Origin of the sequence: Actinosynnema pretiosum, assembly GCF_024171695.1 — a bacterium.
GTDB lineage: Bacteria > Actinomycetota > Actinomycetes > Mycobacteriales > Pseudonocardiaceae > Actinosynnema > Actinosynnema pretiosum.
The window spans coordinates 139464-161988 of sequence record NZ_JAMTCF010000002.1; the positions used below are offsets into that span (position 1 = coordinate 139464).

The window sequence follows — 22525 nt, forward strand, 5'->3', positions numbered from 1 at the left end:
CCGGAGGGGCTCCGGGTTGCGCACATAGAGTGGCACAGCGCGCTGTGCGAGCGGTGCTACCGCCTTGTTACGGCCTTTGACCAGGTGAGCCGACCGATTGTGAACCTCCCCATGCGCGCTTCGTAGACTGTCGCCCCGTGCTGACCATGCAGGACGCGCTGCTCGCGCTGACCAGGTACTGGACCGAACGGGGTTGCGTCGTCGTGCAGCCCTACAACACCGAGGTCGGGGCGGGGACGCTGAACCCCGCGACCGTGCTGCGCGTGCTCGGTCCCGAGCCGTGGCGGGTGTCCTACGTGGAGCCCAGCGTGCGGCCCGACGACGCCCGCTACGGCGAGAACCCCAACCGGCTCCAGACCCACACCCAGTTCCAGGTCATCCTCAAGCCCGACCCCGGCAACCCCCAGGAGCTGTACCTGGGCAGCCTCTCCGCGCTCGGCATCGACGTGCGCGCCCACGACGTGCGGTTCGTCGAGGACAACTGGGCCTCGCCCGCGCTCGGCGCGTGGGGCCTGGGCTGGGAGGTCTGGCTGGACGGCCTGGAGATCACCCAGTTCACGTACTTCCAGCAGGCGGGCGGCATGTCGCTCGACCCGGTGTCGGTGGAGATCACCTACGGCATCGAGCGGATCATGATGGCGCTGCAGGGCGTGTCCCACTTCAAGGACATCGCCTACGCGCCCGGCATCTCCTACGGCGAGGCGTTCGGCCAGGCCGAGTACGAGATGAGCCGCTACTACCTGGACGACGCGGACGTCGAGGCCAACAAGCGGCTGTTCGAGGAGTACGCCTCCGAGGCCAGGCGGATGCTGGACGCCCGCCTGCCCGTCCCGGCGCACAACTACGTGCTCAAGTGCTCGCACGCGTTCAACGTGCTCGACGCGCGCGGCGCGATCAGCACCACGGAGCGGGCGCGCGCGTTCGCCAGGATGCGCGGGCTGGCCCGCGAGGTGTCGCAGCTGTGGGCGGCCCGCCGCGAGGAGCAGGGCCACCCGCTGGGCCTGGTCGAGCCGCTGCCCGCCGCGCAGGCGCCGACCTCCTTCGCCGAGGTCGACGGCGCGCGCACGCTGCTGTTCGAGATCGGCACCGAGGAGCTGCCGCCGCACGAGGTGACCCGCACCACGCGGGCCGTGCGGGACGCGGTCGCCGCCAAGCTGGCCGCGACCAGGCTCGCCACCGGCGAGGTCACCGCGCACGGCACGCCCCGGCGCGTGGTCGTCGTGGTGCCGGACGTGCAGCCGCGCGAGCCGGACGCCGAGCGCACCGCGCGCGGCCCCCGCGCCTCGGCCGCGTTCGACGCCGACGGCAACCCCACCAAGGCCGCGCAGGGCTTCGCGCGCGGGCAGGGCGTCGACGTGTCCGAGCTGGGCCGGGTGGTCGAGAACGGCGTCGAGCACGTCGCGCTGACCAGGACCGTCACCGGTCGCGGCGCGGTCGAGGTGCTCTCCGGCGTGCTCGGCGAGGTCGTGTCCGAGCTGCGCGCCGAGAAGAACATGAAGTGGAACGACCCGAAGCTGTCGTTCACCCGCCCGGTGCGCTGGCTGCTCGCCCTGCTCGGCGACACCCCGGTGCCGGTGGTCGCGTCCGCGCTGGCCTCCGGGACCACCACGCGGGTGCACCGCACCGCCGACCAGCCCGTGGTGGAGGTCGCCTCCGCCGACGGCTACCGGGAGTTCCTGGCCGGTCACGGCGTGGTGCTGCCCGCCGACGAGCGGCGCGCGGAGATCGTCCGCAGGGCGCGGGAGCTGGCCGCGTCGGTCGGCGGCGAGGTCGACCTGGACGGCGTGCTGGACGAGGTCACCAACCTGGTCGAGCAGCCGACCCCGATCCTGGGGTCGTTCAACGCCGACTACCTGGAGCTGCCCGCGCAGATCCTGACCACGGTCATGCGCAAGCACCAGCGCTACCTGCCGGTCCGGTCCGCCGACGGCTCGCTGCTGCCGCACTTCGTCGCCGTCGCCAACGGCGAGGTCGACGAGGACCTGGTGCGCGCGGGCAACGAGGCCGTGCTGCGGGCCCGCTACGAGGACGCCGCGTTCTTCTGGCGCGCCGACCTGCGCACGCCGCTGGAGACCATGAAGGGCGGGCTGGACAAGCTCACCTTCGCCGACAAGCTCGGCTCCATGGCCGACCGCAGCGCCCGCATCGCCGCGCTCGCGGACAGCCTCGCCGAGGTCGTCGGCGCGGGCGACGAGACCCTGCGCCGGGCGGGCGAGCTGGCCAAGTTCGACCTCGGCTCGCAGATGGTCATCGAGCTGTCCAGCCTCGCCGGGACCATGGCCCGCGAGTACGCGGTCCGCGCGGGCGAGACCCCCGAGGTGGCGCAGGCGCTGTACGAGATGGAGCTGCCCCGCTCCGCCGGTGACGCGATGCCCGCGTCCGCGGCGGGCGCGCTGCTCTCCCTCGGCGACCGGTTCGACCTGCTCGCCGGCCTGTTCGCCACCGGGGCCAACCCGACCGGCAGCTCCGACCCGTTCGGGCTGCGGCGGGCCGCGCTCGGCGCGGTGAGCGTGCTGCGGCACTTCCCCGAGCTGCGCGCGATCACCCTGCCCAGGGCGCTGGAGCTGGCCGCCGCCGGGCTGCCCGATGGCGTCGCGCTGTCCGCCGAGGCGCTCGAGGGCGCGCGGGAGTTCGCGGTCCGCCGCTACGAGCAGCAGCTGCTCGACGCCGGGCACGACCACCGCCACGTCAACGCCGTGCTCGGGCTGGCCGACGCGCCCGCCGTCGCGGACGAGACGCTGGCCGAGCTGACCGCGCTGGTCGGCGACGAGGCGTTCACCGCGCTCGTGGCCGCGCTGCAGCGGGTCCGCCGGATCGTGCCCGCAGGAACCTCGGGCGGCTACGACCCGAGCGCCCTGCGCGAGCCCGCCGAGCTGGCGCTGCACGAGGCGCTCGGCTCGGTCAAGCCGGACGGCGAGGGCCTCGCGGCGTTCGTCGCCGCCGCCACGCCGCTCACCGACCCGGTCAACCGGTTCTTCGACGACGTGCTCGTGATGGCCGAGGAGCCCGAGCTGCGGGCCGCCCGCCTCGGCCTGCTGGCGACCATCCGCGACCTGGCCGCTCCCGTGCTGGCCTGGCAGGAGCTGCCGTCCTGATCGGACTCCGGTCCTGACGCGAGCGGCCCCCGCACTCCAGGAGTGCGGGGGCCGCTCGTCGTTAGGGAAGGTGCGGCTAGATCAGCCCGCCGCCCCTGGTCACCGCGCCGTACGCGTCGACGATGCCGTGGCCGTAGAAGCCGTTGAACTTCGCGTCGCCGACGCAGGTCGCGTCGAACTCGGCCGAGCGGCCGACGTTCACGTACGACACCGTCCTGGGCACCGGGCACGGCCGCTTGGTCGCGGTCCCGGTCAGCACGGTCTTCACCTTGTCCGGCGCCAGGGTCAGCGTGCCGGGGTGCTTCTTGTCGTTCTTGCCGTACTGGCTGACCACCAGCGCGGCCACGCCGGACGCGTGCGGCGCGGCCATCGAGGTGCCCTGCAGGAACTGGTAGTAGGCGCAGGTCCCGGTGGAGCAGTCCTTCCGCACGCCCGCCGACTCACCGGCCGGGGTGATGTTGCCGTCCGCGTCGATCGCCCCGTCCGCCAGCGCGACGTTGCGCGGGTAGGTCGACAGGATCAGGTTCTCGTTGGTGCGGTACCAGTCGGTGCCCAGGCCGTCGCGGAAGTACCCGCCGGGCGCGGACAGCTCGGTCTGCTCGGTGCCGTAGTTCGAGAAGTCCGCCTTGGTCAGCGACGGGCCGAGCGCCGACACCGAGATGACGTGGTTCCCCTCGGTCGGCAGGTTCAGGCAGCTGGAGTCCACCGGGCGCGGCCTGGCGTGGCCGGGCGGGTAGTTCGGGCTGAGCACGTCGGTCCTCGGGTTGCCGAGGTCCTCGTGGTTGTTGCCGCCCGCGCCGATCAGCGTGACGCCCTTGCCGTGCGCGTAGTCCAGCGCGCGCTGCACGGCGGTGATGGTGGTGCGCTGCTCCAGCTGCTCCTCGGCGGTGGCCGTCGGGTCGTTGCCGCAGTTCATGTACCACGGGTCGACGTAGAAGGACATGTTCACCACGTCCAGGCCCGCGTCCGCGCTGTAGGTGAGCGCGTCCACGACCGGCTGCAGGAAGAACGAGCCCGAGTCCTGGCCCGCCCGCACGTTCACCAGGGTGACGTTCGGGGCGACGCCGGAGACGCCGGAGCCGTTGGCCGCCGCGCCGATCGTGCCCGCGACGTGCGTGCCGTGGCCGCCGTCGTCGTGGTCGGCCGGGTCGACGCAGCCCCGGAACTCGCACGGGCCGTCGAACTCGTTGCCGTCCGCGTCGTAGGGCAGGTCGACGGTGAAGTTGCGGGACAGGTCGCGGTCGAAGTTCGGCGCGATGTCCGGGTGGCTGCCGTCGACGCCGGTGTCGATCACGCCGACCTTGACCCGCTTGTCGCCGGGCTGCTTGGCGCGGGCGATGTCGGAGCGCACCGCGCGCAGGCCCCACAGGTCGCCGTCCAGCGGGTCCAGACCGGCCTGCGCGGCTGCGGCCCTGCCCGCTGCGGAGGGAGCCCGCTTCGCCGCGCCCAGCGCGGTGTTCTCCTTCTCCACGTCGGACCACTCGCGGTTGCCCACCGAGCCGGGGGTCCGGCCGATCGGCTTGGCGGTGGCCGCGCCCAGCACCGAGGGCGACGCGGAGACGCGCCCGGCGAAGCCGGACTCCGGCGCCCGCACGACCAGCATCCCGACCGCGCCGTTCTCGCGGACCAGGTGGCCGCCCGCAGCGCGCACCGCCGCGACCGCGGCGTCCCGGCTGGCCCCGTCCTCGACCAGCACGGTGTACTCGGTGGTGGCCTGCTCGGCGGCGGCAGGCGTCGTCGCGGCGGCGACGAGTGCGGCGGCCCCCACCAGCACCAGGGCCGGGTGGGCGATTCTGCGTGATCTCACCTGAGCTGTCTCCTCACGCCCGTTCGACGACGTCGGGTCGGCCGTCACCCTGGCACAGAAAGCGATCGTGGTCAGGGTCCGTTCGTCGGACACCGAAGCGTAGTGGGGTATGCACCCTGAGTGATTTGCCCACGCCGGGTAACAATTCCCCGACCTGCGGCGATGTCGCGTGGAAGGTCGTGGACGGCCTCGGCGGCGGCGCGCTGGACCGGTCGGCCGCACCCCGCCGCCGGGCTCGCGCCCCCGGTCGGGGAAGGTGGCTTCGGAATCCCGCCCACCCGTGCGGGTGAAGGTTCGCGAGGGGTTGGCTTGATGCGAAGGCTCGGGAGGGCGCTCTGCGCCGGACTGCCCGCGCTGCTGCTCGCGGCCTGCGGCGGCGCCGAGGGGCCGCCGGAGCGCTCGACCAGGCCGCTCGTCGGCGTGATCCTGCCCGACACCGAGTCCTCCGCGCGCTGGGAGGAGCAGGACCGGCCGCAGCTCCAGCGCGCCCTGGAGGCCGAGGGGCTCGAACCGGTCATCGAGAACGCCCGCAACGACGAGTTCCGGTTCGCCTCCATCGCCGACGACCTGATCGCCAGGGGCGTCGCGGTCCTGCTGATCACCCCGCTGACCCCGGAGGGCGGGGCCACCGTCGTGCACAAGGCCCGCAAGGCGGGCATCCCCGTCATCGACTACGACCGGTTCAGCGTCGGCGGCGCGGCCGACTACCACGTGTCGTTCGACAACGAGGCGGTCGGCGAGCTCCAGGCGCGCGGGCTCGTGACCTGCCTGGGCGACCGGCCGGGCGCGCGGGTGATCGAGCTGCAGGGCGCGCCGCAGGACAACAACGCCGTGCAGTTCGCCGACGGGCAGCGCCGCGTCCTCGGGCCCCGCTACGAGCGCGGCGACTACCGGCTCGCCGCCAGCACGAGCGCCGACCGGTGGGACCCGCTGCTCGGGCGGGCCCGGTTCGAGCAGGCGCTCAACGACAGCGGCGGGCGCGTCGACGGGGTGCTCGCGGCCAACGACCGGCTCGCCGCCGCCGCCATCCAGGTGCTGCGCGCCAGGGGGCTGGCCGGGAAGGTGCCGGTGACCGGGCAGGACGCCACGGTGGACGGGCTGCGCGCGGTGCTGCGCGGCGAGCAGTGCATGACGGTGCACAAGTCCGTCCGGGACGAGGCGGAGGCGGCGGCGCGGCTCGCCTCGGCGCTGGCCGACGGGGACTCGGCGCGCGCGGACGCGCTGGCGAGCGCGGTCACCGAAGACCCGGCGAACGGGCGCTCGGTGAAGGCGGTGCTGCTGGGGGCGGTGCCGGTGCACCGGGACGGCGTGGCGCTGCTGGTGGCGTCGGGCGTGGTGCGCGCCGAGGAGCTGTGCGCGCCCGACCTGGAGCGGGTCTGCGCCGAGCTGGGCATCGCGCCGAGGTGACGGCGCCGGGCCGCCCGGCCCGGCACCCGCGCGGGCCGGTCACACCTCGTCGTGCCTGCCCGAGATGAACTCCTGCACCCGGATCTTCGCCTGGATCAGCGGACGCCGGATGCGGTGCTCCCTGCGCTCGGCGCGGCGCAGCTTCCGCGAGCCGTCCGGGTAGTGCCAGCGCGCCCACGGCGACCTCGGCCTGGCCAGCCGCAGCGCCCCGATCTGCGGCAGCAGCGGGACCAGCAGCCCCAGCAGGCCCGTCCACACCTTGCCCTTGAGCAGCGCCACGATCGCGAACCCCAGGTTCCCCAGCAGCAGCGCCACCCGCACCGGCACGCTCTCGCCGAGCACGTCGTTGTAGCCGAGCACGTCGTCGTAGCCGAGCGGCCGGGCGCCGAGCAGCAGCAGGCCGGTCATGCCGATCGCCAGGAACACCGCGTCCACCGACAGCCGCCCGTCCTTGGACCAGTACACGTCCCGCAGGTGCAGGATCAGCGCGAACTCGTCCAGCACCAGCGCGGCGCCGACGCCGAGCAGCGCGGCGGCGGCCAGCCGCAGGCCCTGCGCCTCGTCCGGCACGGCGATCCCGGTGACCCCGCCCACCATCATGAACACCGCGCCGAACACCACGTGGTGGATGTGCGTGCCGCCGGGGGTGAAGTTGCCCGGCCACCAGCGCACGCCCGCCCTGATCAGCCGGACGCTGATCCGGATGAACACGAAGGTGACCACCAGGCCCAGGAAGAAGAACATCAGCCTGGCCTGGCCGTGGTGGAGCGCGCCGAGCACCCCGCCTCACCGCCCCCCGAAGTCGTGGAAACCGGAACCCCGCCGGGGGTGCGCGCCACCGGATCACGCCCGGTGCTCGCACGCGGGCGTCACCGGAGACGACCTTCACCCGGTCGGTCGAACGCGGCACTGGCGACGATCTTCCCCCGAGCGGCGGCGACCCGCCCGCGCGACCCGCCGGGCGACGTGCGCGCGCTCCAGCTGCTCCCGGTCGGCCGCACCCACCTGCGGCGAAGCCGGATCTTCCCCCTCGTGCCCCCGCGCTGCCCGACCGGGGTCCTCGGCGCGCACACCGCTCACCCAGCGCGACCGGTTGACCGGTAGTGGCGTCCGTTCGGCCGCGAACACCCCCTGTGACCGCCGCCACGTCCACGGTAGCAGCGCAGAAGACCCGTTCCATCGCTCGACTCACGGGGCGCAGTCGTGGTTGACTATCTGCGGTCGTACCTTTCTGTGTTCGTGTTCCACCACGCTCGCGGAACGGAAGTTGCGGGCGCGTGTCCTTCCTCTGCGGTACCGGCGGAGAAGCCCTCGCCCTGACTGACCCGGTGGTCGCAAGCGCGATCCGGCACCTGTTAGAGGAGAAGTAGCAAGATGGCAGTTCAGGGCACCGTCAAGTGGTTCAACGCGGAGAAGGGCTTCGGCTTCATCTCCCCCGATAACGGTGGCGCCGACGTGTTCGTGCACTACTCGGAGATCCAGGTCAACGGCTACCGCACGCTGGAGGAGAACCAGCGCGTGGAGTTCGAGATCGGTCAGGGCCAGAAGGGCCCGCAGGCTCAGGCCGTCCGCCCGGTCTGAACCGCGGTTCGCGGTAACTGATCTTCCGTGCGCGGGCCGCACCCCCGGTGGGGTGCGGCCCGTTCGCACGTCGTGGTCCCGAAGCGGACCCGCTAGGACGGCTCGTCGCCGTAGAGCCGCTTGCCGACCAGGCTCGGCCCGTCGAACTCGAAGAACGCCGTGGTCCTCGCCCGGCAGGCCCGCCCGGTCCCCGGCTCGGTGCCCGCCACCTCCAGCTCCACGATCGCCGCGTCGTCCGCGTGGTGCACCCGCACGACCTCGCTGCGCAGGTCCGGCCACGCCCGCAGCGACCTGCTGTAGTACGCCGACACCTCGGCCCTGCCCTCGTACACCTCGCCGGTCGCCGCGATCTCGTAGCGCGTCCGGTCGAACGCCGCGATCGTGGTGGCGAAGTCGCGCTCGTTCTCCGCTTCCAGGTGTTCCAGCACGATGGCCTCGCGCAGCGCCCTGAGCGCCATGGACCCGGTCATCCGCCAGTCCTCCTCACGCGTCGCGTCGGGGGTCGAGACAACACTGGCGGTGACCGCCAGTCAAGACGCCTCACCCGGACAGTCGGAGCGGTGTCGCCCGAACGTCACCCGAGGGTGATCACTCGCAGGTGGCTTTCAGGTCGCCCCAGTCACCGTGGTCGCTGTCGACCCCGTTGCCCGCGTCGGTCACCACCAGCCGCACGGTCTGCGCGCCGGTCACGTCCGCGACCAGTTCGACCGCGTCGTCGCGGGTGGTCAGCACCCCGCTGTCGGCGACCTTCCGGTCGTCCGCCCACACCTGGAACACCACCGACCCGGCCGCGGGCTTCTCGTCGTCCACGCCCACGAACGCCGACACGCTCGTGCAGCGGCCACCGGTGAAGTACTCGACCGAGCTGGGCGCGTGCACCCCGAGGCCCTTCTCGAACACCCTCCCGTTGACCGTGAGCGGCCCGCCGTCGCCCGCCTCGGCCTCGCCGTTGCTGGTGTCGACCTCGACCGGCCCGAACCCGTTGCTCGCCCGCAGCCACGGCGCGTCGCTCAGGTACGAGGTGCCGGACGGCAACCGGTGCGGCACCACCACCTCCAGGTCCGCGCTCACCCGCCGCCCCCACCCGTACAGGTAGGCGAACAGCGCGGTCAGCCGGTACCGGCCGGGTTCGAGCCCGGCGGGCGGCAGCACCTCCCAGGTGGTGTCCAGCCGGTCCCCGCCCGCGAGCACCGACCGGGCCCGCTGGCCCCTCGGTCGCACCCGCCACCCCGGCGGGACCTCCAGGTCCACCCGCGCGCCGAGCACCGGCAGCCAGCCGTTGTTCCCCAGCGAGGTGGTCACCACCGACGGGGCGTCCGGGTCCACCAGCGGCAGCGCGCCCGGCCGGGACAGCACCGGCTCCAGCCCCGCGTCCACGGCGGGCGGCAGCAGCAGCCACGCCGGTTCGGGCGTCACCCGGTGGACGACGACGCCGTGCGGCGGCACCCACGCCGTGATGTCGCCCGCCGAGTGCGCGTCGGTCCGCGCCCACACGTCCCGCAGCCGGTAGCCGGTGGACCGGGGCAGCCCCGCCTCGGCCGCGCTGGTGGCGATCCGCGCGGGCACGTCGTTCTCGTTGAACAGCGCCACCGCGCGCCCGCCGTCGTGCAGCCGCTTCACCAGCACGTGCAGCCCGCCCTCGGACCGCACCACCCGCGCCTGCTCGCCGAGCGGGTCCTGGTCGAGCGCGATCACCTCGGCGTTGGTGAGGATCTCCACCGCCTCGGGGGCGACCGACCGCAGGTCGACGCCGATCAGCAGGGGAGCGGCCATCATCGCCCACAGGCTGAAGTGCGTGCGGCACTCCTCCCAGGTGAGCCCGCCGTTGCCGACCTCCAGCATGTCCGGGTCGTTCCACCGGTTCGGCCCGGCGTGCTCGGCCAGCGCCATGTTCGCCTTGGCGATCTCCAGCATCGAGTCCCAGCTGTCCCGGATGTCCGGGGTGGTGCGCCACAGCTGGCCGACCTCGAACGCCCACTCCCACGGCCGGTTCTCGCCCCACTCGCACACGCTCAGCACCATCGGGCGGCCGGTGGCGGCGATCGCGTCGCGCATGGCCCGGTAGCGCAGCCTCGCGTCGATCCCCTGGTTGTGGCAGTTGTCGTACTTCAGGTAGTCCACGCCCCAGGAGGCGAACAGCGCGGCGTCCCGCACCTCGTGCCCGAGCGCGCCGGGGAACCCGCGCTCGCTGCACGTCCGGGTGCCCGCGCTGGTGTAGATGCCGAACTTGAGGCCCTTGGAGTGCACGTAGTCGACCAGCGGCTTGATTCCCTCCGGGAACCGCGCCGGGTCGGGCACGAGGTCGCCGTCGGCGTCGCGCTGCGGGAGCGCCCAGCAGTCGTCGATGTTGACGTACTCGTAGCCCGCGTCCTTGAGGCCCAGGGTGAGGAACAGGTCGGCGACGCCCCGGATCATGGCGTCGGTGAACTCGGGGCCGCACTGGGTGGAGTTCCAGTTGTTGAAGCCCATCGGGGGAGTGGGGGCCAGCGGGGGCGGCCTGGTGTCCCGCGCCGCGCCGTCGCTCGCCGTCGCGCCGCCTGCTGCCGCGCCGTCCGGTGTTGTGCCGTCGCCTGGTGCGCCGTCCTGGTCGACCGGGGCGTACCCGGTCGCGTTCGTCGCCTCGTCCACTCAGCTCTCCCCGCCGGTCGTCGGAACGCCGCTCGCCGTGGCGAGGGCGGTGCTGGGAACGGCGGGCCATCTTCGCTGACGCACGCGCACTCCTCGGGGGTCCGGGTCCGGCGGCGGCCCTCCCGATCACACGGGCGGGCGGGGGCGTCCGTCAAGGGTGCAGACGGGTGCCCCCGCCCGGAGCGGGGTGCGCGCGGCGACCGCTAGGGCCGCATCTCGTACGCCCCCGACAGCCCCTCGACCCGCCGCCACACCCGGTCGAACCGCTCGCCGTCCACGACCGGCTTCACCACCTGCGCCAGCGCCCAGGCCTGCTGCTCCGGCGTGGACGCGGACTTCCCGTGCAGCGCCACCGCGCCCGCCGCGAAGTCCCGCACCAGCACGTCGAAGACCTGGTCGACCAGGTCCCGGTCCACCCCGGTCAGCGCGGCCTGCTCCAGCACCAGCTGCCCGTACACCACCAGCGTGAACAGGTGGCCGAGGGAGAGCAGGAAGTCCAGGTCGGCGCGCTGCCCGTCCAGCACCTGCAGCTCCCGCAGCGCGCGGGCCCGCTCGTGGAAGCGCGCCACGTTCGGCACGTCCGAGGCGGCCCGGTAGGGCTCCTCCCAGTCGGCGAACCGGATCGCGCCCAGCCCGCGCGCCGGGCCCTGCTCCCAGAAGAACGCGTCGTCGGCCGGGTCGTGCCTGGTCGGCACCGGCGGGTGGGCGTCGGTGGGGGAGAACAGGTAGTTCGGCAGGAACTTCAGCACCAGCGCCAGGTTGACGTGGACGGTGCCCTCCAGCTTCGGCAGCGCGCGGATGTCGCGGGCGGCCATGGAGAAGTACGTGTCCTTCTCGAACCCCTTGGCGGCGATCACGTCCCAGAGCAGGTCGACCACCCGCTCGCCCTCGGTGGTGACCTTCATCTTGGTGATGGGGTTGAACAGCAGGTAGCGGCGGTCGTCCGGGGAGGCGGAGCGGAAGTAGTCCACGGCGCGGTCGGCGAAGAGCTTCATCGCGGCCAGGCGCGCGTAGGCGTCCACGAAGTTCTGCCGCACGTGCGGGAAGTCGGTGACCGGCTTGCCGTACAGGACGCGGTTGCGCGCGTGGGTGATGGCCTCGTGGAACGCGTGCTCGCAGATGCCGATCGAGGCGGTGCACAGGTTGAACTTGCCGACGTTGACCGTGTTCAGCGCGGCGCTGAACGCCTCCTGGCCGGTGTGCAGCAGGTCGTCCCCGGTCACCGGGTAGTCGCGCAGCTCGAACTCGCTGACGAACATCTGCGAGTCCACCACGTTCTTGACCAGGTGGAACGCCGGGTGCTGCGAGTCGGCGGCGAAGAACACGTACGCGTCCGGGCCGTCCAGGTCGGCCCGCCGCCCGAAGACGGAGACCATGCCCGCGACGTTGCCGTTGCCGATGTAGTACTTGCTCCCCGACGCGCGGAACCCGCCGTCGCCGTCCGGGGTGAGCACCAGGTCGGTGGAGTAGACGTCGGCCCCGTGCTCCTTCTCGGACAGGCCGAACGCGAACACCGCGCCGTCGTCGAGCAGGTCGGCGGCGCGCTTGCGGGCGAGGGCGTTGCCGCTCATCCAGATCGGGCCGAGGCCCAGCACGGTGACCTGCCAGGCGTACCAGTACTGGAGGCCGTAGAAGCCGAGCACCTCGCTCAGCGCGGCGTTGCGCGCGGTGTCCCAGCGCTTGTCCGGGTTCCCGCCGGACTCGGCGGCCGGGGTGCAGAACGTGGCGAACAGCTTCTCGCGGGCGGCGAACTCCAGGAACTCCGAGTACCAGACCTTGGCCTGGTCGTCGGCGATCAGCCTGCGCTTGCCGCGCTCCTCGAACCAGTCGACCACCGCGCGCAGCAGGCGGCGGCTCTCGTCGTCCAGGTGGGCGGCGTCGTAGCGGTTGGGGTCGAGCAGCACGGGGGCTCCCTTCGTCGGGACCCGCACGTTACCAGTGGGTAACTTGGGCCGCTCGCGGCTCACCCCCGTCCGGGGAGGCGTCGGTACAGCTCGCGCAGCACTGGCCGCACCGGACGCTCGTCCACGAGCAGCTCGCCCAGCTCGTCCAGCACCGAGTCCACCCGCTGCCCGCTCACGTCCGCGCCGGTCAGCGCGTCCTGCCCGACCGAGGCCGCGCGCGCGGGCGGCCGAACCCAGAACGAGTCCAGCACCGCCGCCAGCGGGGGCGCGGAGCGCTCGTCGTCGCCGGGCGCGCGCGAGGCCCGCAACCGGTCGAGCAGCTCGTCCCGCTCCCGACCGCGCCAGGCGAGCAGCGTGAACGGGTCGTCGTCCAGCGCGGACGCCAGCACCTGGCAGGCGGCGGCGAGGTGCTCGCACGGCACCTCCCAGGCGGGGCAGGAGCAGTCCATGCCCAGCTCCCGCGAACCGCGCGGCAGCAGCGACAACCCCAACTCCCCGAACACCCCCTCAACCCCAGGGGGCAGCGTCCCGGCGAGCAGCTTGGCCACGAACACCGCCCGCCCGGCCAACGCCTCCTCCACCGCCGCCCACTCCCCGTCGTCGAACCGCCGAACCGCGATCCGAGCCCGGAACGGCCCCTGCCCGTCCCGCTCCCCGGCGACGAGCGCGACCACGAGACTGGAGGAGACGGAGAAGCTCATCACCCGCCCACCCCGAACCAGCACCCGCCCGCGCTTGACGGCGTCCGCCATCCCGAACGACCCGAGCACGTCGAGGAACCGCTGCGACCAGGGGAGGTCGGGGGAGGGGACGGGCGCGCTGGCCACCACGTTCCGGCCGGGGCCTGATTGTCCTGGACCTGCCTGCCCTGGACCTGCCTGCCCCGCGCCGCCCTGCCCAGCCACCGCCGGTCCCGCCACCCGCGCTGCTTCCGCCCGCTCGGTCGCGGCCCGTGCCGCCGCCTCCGCCTCCGCTTCCTCCCTGGCCACCCGAGCCGGTCGCCACTTGTCGCCCCCGCCCCACCCGGAGCCGCCACCCCCACCTCGGCTACTCATCGAAGACCTCCCCGGTCAGCGACAGCAGCTCGCGCAGCTGCTCGGTCGACAGCTCGGTGATCCAGTCCTCGCCCGTGCCGACCACCATCCGCGCCAGCCCGCGCTTCTGCTCCACCATCCGGTCGATCCGCTCCTCCACCGTCCCCGCGCACACGAACTTCCGCACCTGCACGTGCCTGCGCTGCCCGATCCGGAACGCCCGGTCGGTCGCCTGGTCCTCCACCGCCGGGTTCCACCACCGGTCCAGGTGGATCACGTGGTTGGCCGCGGTGAGGTTCAGCCCCGTGCCACCGGCCTTCAGCGACAGCAGGAACACCGACGGCCCGCCCTCGCCCTGGAACCGCTCGACCATCGCGTCCCGCGCCCGCTTGGGCGTCCCGCCGTGCAGGAACAGCACGTCCTCGTCGAACCGCGCGGCCAGGTGCGGCGCCAGCAGCGACCCGAACTCGGTGAACTGGGTGAAGCACAGCGCCTTGTCCCCGTCGGCGAGCACCTCCTCCAGCACCTCCTCCAACCGGTTGACCTTCCCGGACCGCCCCGCGACCCGCGACCCGTCGCCGAGCAGCTGGGCCGGGTGGTTGCACACCTGCTTCAGCTTGGACAGCGACGCCAGCACCAGCCCGCGCCGCTCCGGCCCCTCCGACTCGTCGACCTTGGCCAGCATGTCGTCCAGCACCGCCTGGTACAGCGACGCCTGCTCGGGCGTGAGCGGGCAGAGCTGCTTGACCTCGATCTTGTCGGGCAGGTCCGAGATGATCCGGGGGTCGGTCTTGAGCCTGCGCAGCACGAACGGCGCCGTGACCCGCCGCAGCCGCACCGCCGCGTCCTCGTCGGCGTGCCGCTCGACCGGCACCGCGAACCGCGCCCGGAAGGTGTTCACCGTGCCGAGCACGCCGGGGTTGGCGAAGTCCATGACGGACCACAGCTCGGCCAACCGGTTCTCCACGGGCGTGCCGGTCAGCGCGACCCGGTGCCGCGCGTCCAGCGACCGCACCGCCTGGAACTGGCGGGTGGAGCTGTTCTTCACGTTCTGCGCCTCGTCCAGCACCACCCGGTCCCACCGGATCGCGCGCAACGCCTCGACGTCCCGCACCACCACGGCGTAGGTGGTGAGCACCAGGTCGCACCCCTCGCCGAGCCCACCGACGTCCCGCTCGGGCCCGTGGTGCACGCGCACCCGGAGACCGGGCGTGAACCGCTCGGCCTCGCGCTGCCAGTTGCCGAGCACCGAGAGCGGGCAGACCAGCAGCGTGGGCGCCCGCGACCCGTCGTCCCCCTGGCGGCACAGGGCTTCGAGGGCGAGCAGCTGCACCGTCTTGCCGAGCCCCATGTCGTCGGCGAGGCACGCCCCGAGCCCGAGCGAGTCCAGGAACGCCAACCAGGCCAACCCGCGCGCCTGGTAGGGCCGGAGCACGGCGGTCAACCCCTCGGGCGCGGGAACCTCCTCCAGCACCCGGTCCCCACCCCCGGCGAGCAACGCCCCCAGCGCCCCGTCCCCGCGCACGGCGGTGACGGGCAGGGGCAACGCCCCGAACCAGCCGGAGGGGAGAGCGGAGGCGGTGGTGCTGGGCGGGAAGGGCTCCCCAGCACCACCGCTACCGCCACTCATCCCGCCGCTACCGCCACTCATCCCGCCGCGCCCGTCGCCACCATCGCCGACCCCACTGCTGCTGCCGACCCCACTGCCGCCGCCGATGCCGATGCCACTGCTGCTGGCGTTGTTGCTGCCGTCGCTATCGGGTCCGCCGTCGCCGTCGCCAACGCCGCTGCCGGGGGTCACGGTGTCGGCACCGGTGTTCCCATCGGCCTGAATCGATGTCTGGTCCGGGTCCGGGTCCGGGTTCGGCCTCGGGTTCGGGCTCGCGCTCGGGTTCGGACTCGGGTTCGGACTCGGGCTCGGGCTCGGGTTCGGGTTCGGGTTCGGGTTCGGTCGTGCCAGTGCGCCCGCGTGGGCGAGCGCCTGCCCGACCGTCATCCGCCCGCCACCACCGCGCCGCAGGAACGCGAGCCCGGCGGCGAGTCCGCGCTGGTCGACCTGCACCCACTGCCCGCGCAACCGCACCAGCGGCACCTTCGCCTCGGCCAGCGCCCGCAGCTCCGGTTCGGCCAGCTCCTCGTCCCCGAGCGCCAGCGACCACCGGTAGTCCAGCAGCACCTTCAACCCGAGCGAGCTCTCCTTGGCCACCGCCCCGGCGGCCCCGCCCCGCCCCGGTCCGTCACCGCCGCCGGACACCGACAGGGCCAGGCCCACCCGCCGGGGTTCGCGCCACCACGAGGGCACCAGCACCCCGAACCCGGCCTGCGACAACTCGTTCGCGCGCAGCAGGAACTCGTGCGCGCCCGCCACGTCCAGCACCATCCTGGCGGGCCGCCGCTCGGCCAGCGCCCGGTCGAGCGCGGGGTAGAGCCTGCTCGCCCGCCCGAGGTCGGCGAGCAGCACGTCCTCCGGCCGGGTGGCGAACCGCCGCAGCACGTTGTTCCCGAGCGACCACAACTGCTCGGCGGGCACCACGACGCTCGGCTCGTCGACGGCCTGCACCAGGAACTCCAGCTCCCAGCGCCCACCCCCGTCCGCGCCCGGCGCGGTCACCGGGACCGCGCTGACGTCCTCGTCGGCGGTGCTCTGGTCGGGCGCGGTGAGGCGGAAGCAGGTGCGCAGCAGGGGGCGTTGCAGCGCGCTGCCCTGCCAGCGGTCGACCCACTCCCGGAGCCTGGCCACGGCCCCGCTGGCCGCGCCCAGCACCGGGTCGCCGACCAGCGCGCGCAACCAGATCCCGGTGGCGCCGGGCTCGTCGAGGTCGACGCCGGAGAAGTCCCCGGCCCGAACCCGCCCGTCCACCGCCCGGTCCAGCGCGGCCCTGGTGAGCCGGTCCGGCTCGACCGACTCCTGAGCCGCCCGGAACGACGGGGGCATGTCCGCGCGCAACGCGGCGAACCGCACCGCGTCCACCCCGGACAGCACCGCACGCCACCGCGCCGTCCCACCGTCCACACCGGGCACCACGCGCCCCCTGGCCACCAGGTCGTCGGCGAACGCCAGGACCTCCAGGTAGAACCGCGCCGAAGCCCCGAGCCTCCCGTCCACCACCCGCTCGGGCAACGAGTCCACCCGCACCGCAGGAACGAGCCAGGTGTGCAACTTGGGCGCCCCGCGCACCGCAGCCGCGGCAGCAGACCCCCTGACCAGCTCAGGAGAAGCGATCGGCCCGGTCCCGGCGGTAGGCAACCGAACCGGCAACCGCAACGGCACGGAATCCACCGCACCCCGCAGAAGCCGCCCCAACCCCTTGTCCGCAACCGCGAACGGATGCCGAACAGCCCGCCCGGAAAGCCGCCGCCCGGTCCGAGGCGGCAACCCGGAGTCCTCACCCCAAGCCGCCACCCACCCGTCCTCGCTTCCCACGGCATGTACGACCAGCACGGCCCGACCCTATGCGTGCCACCCCACAAACCCGACGGCAGCCAGCGACCCGCAACCCGCAACCCGCAACCCTGACAGCAGGCCAGCAACCGCGACCCGCAAACCGCGCCCCTGATGGCAGCCAGCGACCAGTGCAACCAGACCGGGGAAGCCCCAGCAACCAAGGCAGGCGACAACCCACAGCCGGAAGCGGCAAGCCGGGACCGGTGACCGGTGACCGGTGACCGGTGCCGGTGACCAGTGCCGGTGACCGGTGTAGGGGGACGGCAGCCGGGATCGAAGGACCGGCAACCCGCTCCCCGACCGACAGCCACCTCTCAGCCCGCCAACAGCCCGGACCGCCTGACCGCCGACACCCTCGGACGCCAGCAACATCAGACTGGGCAACCAGGCCCAGACCGACCACCGGCATCACTGACACCGGCCCGGTGGACCATCGGCCCGCAAGCCCGCAAGCCCGCAAGCCCGCAAGCCCGGCGGCCCAGCGGCTGACTGCCAGCCCGGCGGCTGGCCGGGGTGGGCTGGCACTCCGGTGCGTTCGCGTCCGGTGGTGCCAGCCTCGTCCGGGCCGTGGTCTGTCCTAGCCGTGGTCCGCCTTGGTCGGGGCGTGATCGGGTCGTGGTGCGCCTGTTGTCCGGTGGTGTGGTCGTGCGAGGGGTCAGTGGTACTGGTGGGCCCTGCTGCGGTCGGACAGGAACGTCACGCCCGCGCCCGCCAGGCCCACCTGGAGCGCCAGTTCGATCCAGTCGACGCCCGCTGTGTCGGCGACACCCAGGACGGTGGCGCCGACGGTGCCCAGCAGGGCCGCGCCGATGCCGACCAGCACGGTCGTCAGCAGTGACATCCGCTGCTTGCCCGGCACCACCAACCTGCCCAGACCGCCCACGACGGCGCCGATCAGCAACGTCGAGATGATCCCGGTGATCTCCATGACGCACCCCTCCCCCTGCAACGCCCCGAACCCGGCGTTCCGCGACGCCGTGCTCACCACCGAGCATCGTCGGATCGGGTCGTCCCCGGATCAGGCTTGCCCCTGAGCCACCCCCTGATCCGCACCCTGAGAGGCCCCGATCCCAGGGCTGGTCCCGGCGCCGGTGTCGGTGCTGGCACCGGTGCCGACGTCCACGTCAGCGCTCGCACTCACGCCAGTGCCAGCACCCGCGCCCGTGGAACGCGCCGTCGACCGCGCAGTCACCGGCCCGGCCACCGCCGGTTCCCCGGCTGCCAGCCCGGCCACCAGCCCGGCCGACACCGGACCCACCGACCCCGCTCCCACCACCGGCCCCACCGCCGACCCCACCACCACACCCACCGCAGGCGGCGGCAACCCCACCGCCCCCGGCTCCCCGACCCCCAGCACCCCCGCGCCCGCCGGTGCCAGCGCCCGCCCCGGCACGTCCGGATCGCATCCCACCCGCGCCAAGCGCGCCCGGATCGACCAAGCCGACCGCCCCATCTCGCGAGCCGCCGCCCGCACCACCTCGGCCGCCGTCGCACCGGGCCCCGCCGCCAACCAGGAAGCCCGCAGCCGCCCGTCCAGCTCCGCGCTCCACGGCTGGTTCGCGTTCGCGGGCCGCCCGCGCCCGGTCGTCCCCGGCGCGCCCAACCGCCCCAGCGCCCCCAGGACCTGCCCCAGCAGCCTCCCGACCGCCACCCCGGAATCCGCGGGCAGCCGCAGCGCCCCCTCCGCCACCAGGGCCCCCGAGGTGTCCACGCCGGTCAGCTCCACCACCAGGTCGGGATCGGCCGAGGCCACCACGCGGTAGCTCGTCGTGCCCAGCAGAACAGTGCTCTCGTACGTCGCTGTCATCATGTCGACGACGCTAGGGGCGACCCCCGACAAAAACCGGCCCGGTCACGGGCAGAGCGGGCAGAAGTCACCCGGTCGAGCGACGCCGGTCAGCGCCCCGCGCACGTGCTCGGCCACCGCCCGCGCCAACAGCGGCGGCACCGCGTTGCCGATCTGGCGCGCCACCTCGCCCTTCGTCCCGCACCACTCGAACCCGTCCGGGAACCCCTGCAACCGCGCCGCCTCCAGGTGCGTGATCGGCCGGTCAACCCGGTGCCCGTCCTCGCCCGGCTCCCACTGCGGGTGCAGGTACTGCCCCTTCTCCGGCTTGTAGAACTCGGTCCGGATGGTCAGCGACGGCTCGTCCCACCGCATCCGCCCCATCACGTCCGTCGTCCCGGTCTTCTTCTCCCGCCAGCACCTCGGCAGCAGCTCGTCCGGCAGGTCGAACCGCCCGCCGCCGGGCGGCACGTGCCGGTACCGCAGCAGCGACAGCGGCGTCGGGTTGCGGCCGACGTGCAGGTCCGCGCTCGTGAACCGCCCCGGCACCGACCGCCCGAAGAACTCCGTCGCCGCCTTGGGCAGCGCGGTCGACCGCGGAACCTCGGGCAACCCGGTCAGCACGTCCCGCACCGAGTGCCACCGCGCGCGCTCGTGCGTGGGCGACGGCAGCTCCACCCTTCCGACCCGCGACCCGATCACGATCGCCCGCCGCCTGCGCTGGGGCACCCCGAAGTCGGCCGCCAGCAGCACCCCCGCCGACAGCTCGTACCCCTCGGTCTCGGCCTGGAGCAGCGCGAACTCGGTCGACGCCAGGAACCGCCCGACGTTCTCGATCACGAACACCGACGGCCGCGCCGCCCGCACCACCCGCAGGTACTCCCGCCACAGCGAGTTCCGGGGGTCGGTCACGTCCCGCGACCCCAGCGTCGAGAACCCCTGGCACGGCGGCCCGCCGACCACCACGTCGACCTGAGGCACGTCCGAGTCCGGCACCGCCGCGATGTCGGCCCACCGCACGTGGTCCTCGCCGAAGTTCGCCGCGTACGTCGACGCCGCGTGCAGGTCGTGCTCCACCGCCATGACCGGCTCGAACCCCGCCGAGGTGAAACCGGAGGTCATGCCGCCGCACCCGGCGAACAGGTCGATCATGGACAGCACACCGGTCAGGCTAGCCGAGACCGCGCCGCCCCAGGACCGCCTCCCGGACCCGCTCCGCCGCCACCGCCGGGTCCTCGTGCTCCCACACCCGCACCGCCGCCCACCCGGCCTCGGCCAGCACCAGGTCCGTGTTCGCGTCCCGCGCCCGGTTCGCCTCGATCTTGGCCCGCCAGAACTGGCCGTTCCGCTTCGGCCAGGTGCCGTGCTCGGGGCAGCCGTGCCAGAAGCACCCGTCCACGAACACCGCCACCCGCGTCGGCCCGAACACCACGTCCGCCTCGCGCCGCACGCCCCTCACCGGCCGCCGGTGCACCCGGTACCGCAGGCCCAACCGGTGCAGCTCCCGGCGCAGCGCCACCTCGATCCCGGTGTCGCGCGAGCGCTGCCTGCTCATCCTGGCGCGGACGTCGTCCGTGGTCTCCAGCTCCGGCACCCGCCCATGCTCCCGCACCGGCGAGGCGCACGTCACGGGGAGGGGAACGTCACCGCGCGCGTCACCGCCCGGCGTCCAGGTCCGCCCGAGCCGCCGCGTCCCACCCGGCGTCCCACCCGGCCGCGCTGCGCACCACCGTCGTCTTGGACACGGTCCGCGCGAACAACCGCCCGAACAACGTGTCCACCTCCTTGCGCCGCTGCGCCAGCACCGGCAGCAACCGGTCGTCCGACACCTCGTTCACCACCCGCAGCCGCTCCCCGACCCGCTGCGCGTACGCCAGCAGGAACGACTTGCGGAACCCCAGCGACCGCTCCTCCGAGGCCTTCCCGGCCCGCTCGCCAGCCGCGACCATCGCGCGCGTGGCCTGCACCAGCAGCGACCGCGACAGCAGCTCCACGATCTCCAGGTCCACCTCGGCTCCCACCAGCGCCACGAACCCCAGGTCGGAGTGCACGACCGCGCGCGCCCGGTTCGCCTCGGCGACCACGTGCACCACCTGGGCCTTGCCGTCGAAGTACTTCCGGTCCAGCCACAACCGCCGCGACCCGGCCGACGGCTCCTCGTCCGGCATCCGCTCCAGCGCGTGCCGCGTCACCAGCTCCTGCGCCTTCGCCGACAGCGCCTCCGCCTCCTCGGGGAACGCGGTCGACTCGGCCTTGGCCAGCAGCCCGCGAACCCGCTTCAGCACGCGCGCGTCCACGCCCCGGTGCTCCAGCCCGGCCAGCGGCGACCCCGGCGGCGGCGCGATCGCGGGCAGCGGCGGCAGCCCGATCAGGCTCCCGAGCACGCCGACCGCCACCTCCACCGCGTCGTCGCGCAGCTCGATGTGCCTGGCCGCCCACTGGTCCAGGTGCGGCAGCTCCGCGTCCCACCAGACCCGCGCGTCCAGCTCCGCCAGCTGCTCGCGCCACAGCGGCGGCAGCGCGCCCAGCCGCTCGGACTCGGCGGCCAGCACGTCCACCAGGTACGCCACCGCCCGCGCGTCCCCGGCCCTGCCCACCACCTCGCGCACGTCGCCGGGCGTCCAGCCGCGCTCCCACAGCGGGTCCAGCGCGTCCCGCAGCGCGGCGCGCACGGCGCCGTCCACCTCGGACGGTGACAGGGTCGAGGTGCGCGGCAGGCGCGCCCTCCGGGTGGTGGCGGCCCGCCACACCGCCTCGCGAAGTGACTCCACGAGCGGCCATTGTCCCCGTTCGGGTGCGGTGTCGCGCCGGCCGGTGCGGGGTGGCGCGCCCCGTGCCAGCCTCAGCCTGTGAGCCGCGACACGCAGAGCACGTTGCGGCGCCCGGCCCTGGTGGTGAGCCGTCCACAGGGGACACCCCTGACCCCGGCGCAGCGCAGGGTGGTGCGCCGCTGCCGGGACCTGCCCGCCGTGGCCGACCCGCTGGAGGCCGAGCTGACGCTGAGCAGCGCGGTGGCGGACTGCGCGGTCGACGACGAGTTCTGGGCCGGGCTGGTCGAGCACGCCGTCGCCCGTTCGGGGCCCTGCTCCGACGCCCTCCTGGGCGTCCTGGCGTCGGCGGTCACCGGGCGGCCTGGGCAGTGGGCCAGGAACGCGGTGCGCCCGGCGGGGCCGCCGCTCAAGGTCGGCGGCTCGTGGACGTGCGACCGCACCATCGACGCCGGTTACCTCGCGGTGCTCTGCGCCTACCGGTTCGGTGACCGGGAACACGCTCTCGTGTTCCTGATAGACGAATTGGTCGGCAGCGTCGTGCGAAAGGCGTTCGTCACCCGGCAGGTGAGCAGGACCTTGGCCGAACTGGCCGGGCAGGGACCGCTGACGCCGCTGGGCTCGGAAGCCGCGCACTGGTTGTTGGCGAAGTCCTACGAACGGCTCGACCGACGCGCTGACCTGCGGGTCGACCCCGATGTCGGCCTGACCAGGCTGATGGTGAGGAGACGGATAGCGCTGGCCTTCGGCTGAACGCAGAAATGGGGCCTTCGATTTCTCGAAGGCCCCATTTCTGGAGTGCGCCGCCAGGGACTCGAACCCCGAACCCGCTGATTAAGAGTCAGCTGCTCTGCCAGTTGAGCTAGCGGCGCTCAGACGGTCTTGCTTTCTTGCTTTGTTCTTGCTCCGTCCGACATGGAGAACATTAGCACAGCATCTGCCGCACTTCCCAATCGCCTGGTCAGGCCGGGTTTGCGGCTCCGGACGGCGCGGTCGGGTGCCGGTAACGATCCAGCATCTCCGGCAACGAGGGCAACCCCTATGACGTCCCCTATGCAGGGGACGCTGAA

The 22525-nt window shown here is 73.5% G+C and carries 16 protein-coding genes and 1 tRNA gene; 4 read left to right on the top strand and 13 right to left on the bottom strand.

The window, feature by feature from the left end; genetic code table 11:
* Positions 1–146: 146 nt before the first annotated feature.
* Complete coding sequence (locus LV78_RS03950; RefSeq protein WP_253843763.1) at positions 147–3095, top strand: glycine--tRNA ligase; 2949 nt, start codon at positions 147–149, stop codon at positions 3093–3095.
* A 76-nt stretch (positions 3096–3171) separates the two neighbouring features.
* Here the strand turns inward: LV78_RS03950 and LV78_RS03955 are convergent, their stop codons facing one another.
* Positions 3172–4902 carry a S8 family serine peptidase gene (locus tag LV78_RS03955; protein ID WP_253843361.1) on the bottom strand — a complete coding sequence of 577 codons (1731 nt, stop codon included), beginning with the start codon at positions 4900–4902 and terminating at the stop codon, positions 3172–3174.
* A 312-nt stretch (positions 4903–5214) separates the two neighbouring features.
* Between LV78_RS03955 and LV78_RS03960 the strand changes: the two genes are divergently transcribed.
* The gene (locus tag LV78_RS03960) at positions 5215–6309 is read left to right on the top strand and encodes a sugar ABC transporter substrate-binding protein (RefSeq protein WP_253843362.1); all 1095 of its coding nucleotides are present in this window, start codon (positions 5215–5217) and stop codon (positions 6307–6309) included.
* Positions 6310–6348: 39 nt separating this feature from the next.
* Here LV78_RS03960 and LV78_RS03965 read toward each other — a convergent pair whose 3' ends face one another.
* Positions 6349–7089, bottom strand: coding sequence for a hypothetical protein (locus tag LV78_RS03965; protein WP_253843363.1), 741 nt, complete (start codon positions 7087–7089; stop codon positions 6349–6351).
* 594 nt (positions 7090–7683) lie between these two features.
* On the opposite strand from LV78_RS03965, the gene LV78_RS03970 reads away from it, so the two are divergent.
* On the top strand, positions 7684–7890 hold the full coding sequence (locus LV78_RS03970; protein WP_012783660.1) for a cold-shock protein: 207 nt from the start codon (positions 7684–7686) through the stop codon (positions 7888–7890).
* Positions 7891–7982: 92 nt separating this feature from the next.
* Here the strand turns inward: LV78_RS03970 and LV78_RS03975 are convergent, their stop codons facing one another.
* The 10 genes from LV78_RS03975 to LV78_RS04020 form a co-directional block, all read right to left on the bottom strand.
* A complete protein-coding gene (locus LV78_RS03975) occupies positions 7983–8360 on the bottom strand; it encodes a nuclear transport factor 2 family protein (protein WP_096491750.1) in 378 nt (125 codons plus the stop codon).
* A gap of 118 nt (positions 8361–8478) precedes the next feature.
* A complete protein-coding gene (locus LV78_RS03980) occupies positions 8479–10518 on the bottom strand; it encodes an NPCBM/NEW2 domain-containing protein (protein WP_253843364.1) in 2040 nt (679 codons plus the stop codon).
* A 203-nt stretch (positions 10519–10721) separates the two neighbouring features.
* Positions 10722–12422, bottom strand: coding sequence for an acyl-CoA dehydrogenase family protein (locus LV78_RS03985; RefSeq protein WP_253843365.1), 1701 nt, complete (start codon positions 12420–12422; stop codon positions 10722–10724).
* A 59-nt stretch (positions 12423–12481) separates the two neighbouring features.
* Positions 12482–13477: an SWIM zinc finger family protein gene (locus LV78_RS03990; protein WP_253843366.1), complete on the bottom strand. Its 996-nt coding sequence runs from the start codon at positions 13475–13477 to the stop codon at positions 12482–12484.
* Positions 13470–16616, bottom strand: coding sequence for a DEAD/DEAH box helicase (locus tag LV78_RS03995; RefSeq protein WP_301305827.1), 3147 nt, complete (start codon positions 16614–16616; stop codon positions 13470–13472). Before LV78_RS03995 ends, LV78_RS03990 begins: the two co-directional genes overlap by 8 nt.
* Before the next feature lie 940 nt (positions 16617–17556).
* The gene (locus LV78_RS04000) at positions 17557–17886 is read right to left on the bottom strand and encodes a GlsB/YeaQ/YmgE family stress response membrane protein (protein ID WP_372494782.1); all 330 of its coding nucleotides are present in this window, start codon (positions 17884–17886) and stop codon (positions 17557–17559) included.
* Positions 17887–17919: 33 nt separating this feature from the next.
* Positions 17920–18711, bottom strand: a complete 792-nt coding sequence (locus LV78_RS04005; RefSeq protein ID WP_253843368.1) for a hypothetical protein — start codon at positions 18709–18711, stop codon at positions 17920–17922.
* 42 nt (positions 18712–18753) lie between these two features.
* Positions 18754–19839 carry a DNA cytosine methyltransferase gene (locus LV78_RS04010; protein WP_253843765.1) on the bottom strand — a complete coding sequence of 362 codons (1086 nt, stop codon included), beginning with the start codon at positions 19837–19839 and terminating at the stop codon, positions 18754–18756.
* Between the two features lie 19 nt (positions 19840–19858).
* Positions 19859–20242: a very short patch repair endonuclease gene (locus tag LV78_RS04015; protein ID WP_253843766.1), complete on the bottom strand. Its 384-nt coding sequence runs from the start codon at positions 20240–20242 to the stop codon at positions 19859–19861.
* Positions 20243–20342: 100 nt separating this feature from the next.
* Positions 20343–21458 (bottom strand): DUF2786 domain-containing protein, encoded by a 1116-nt coding sequence (locus LV78_RS04020; RefSeq protein WP_253843369.1) that lies wholly within the window; start codon positions 21456–21458, stop codon positions 20343–20345.
* A 78-nt stretch (positions 21459–21536) separates the two neighbouring features.
* Here LV78_RS04020 and LV78_RS04025 point away from each other — a divergent pair, with 78 nt between their 5' ends.
* Positions 21537–22208 carry a hypothetical protein gene (locus tag LV78_RS04025; RefSeq protein WP_253843370.1) on the top strand — a complete coding sequence of 224 codons (672 nt, stop codon included), beginning with the start codon at positions 21537–21539 and terminating at the stop codon, positions 22206–22208.
* Positions 22209–22254: 46 nt separating this feature from the next.
* Here the strand turns inward: LV78_RS04025 and LV78_RS04030 are convergent.
* A tRNA-Lys gene (locus LV78_RS04030) sits at positions 22255–22327 on the bottom strand.
* Positions 22328–22525 lie beyond the last annotated feature (198 nt).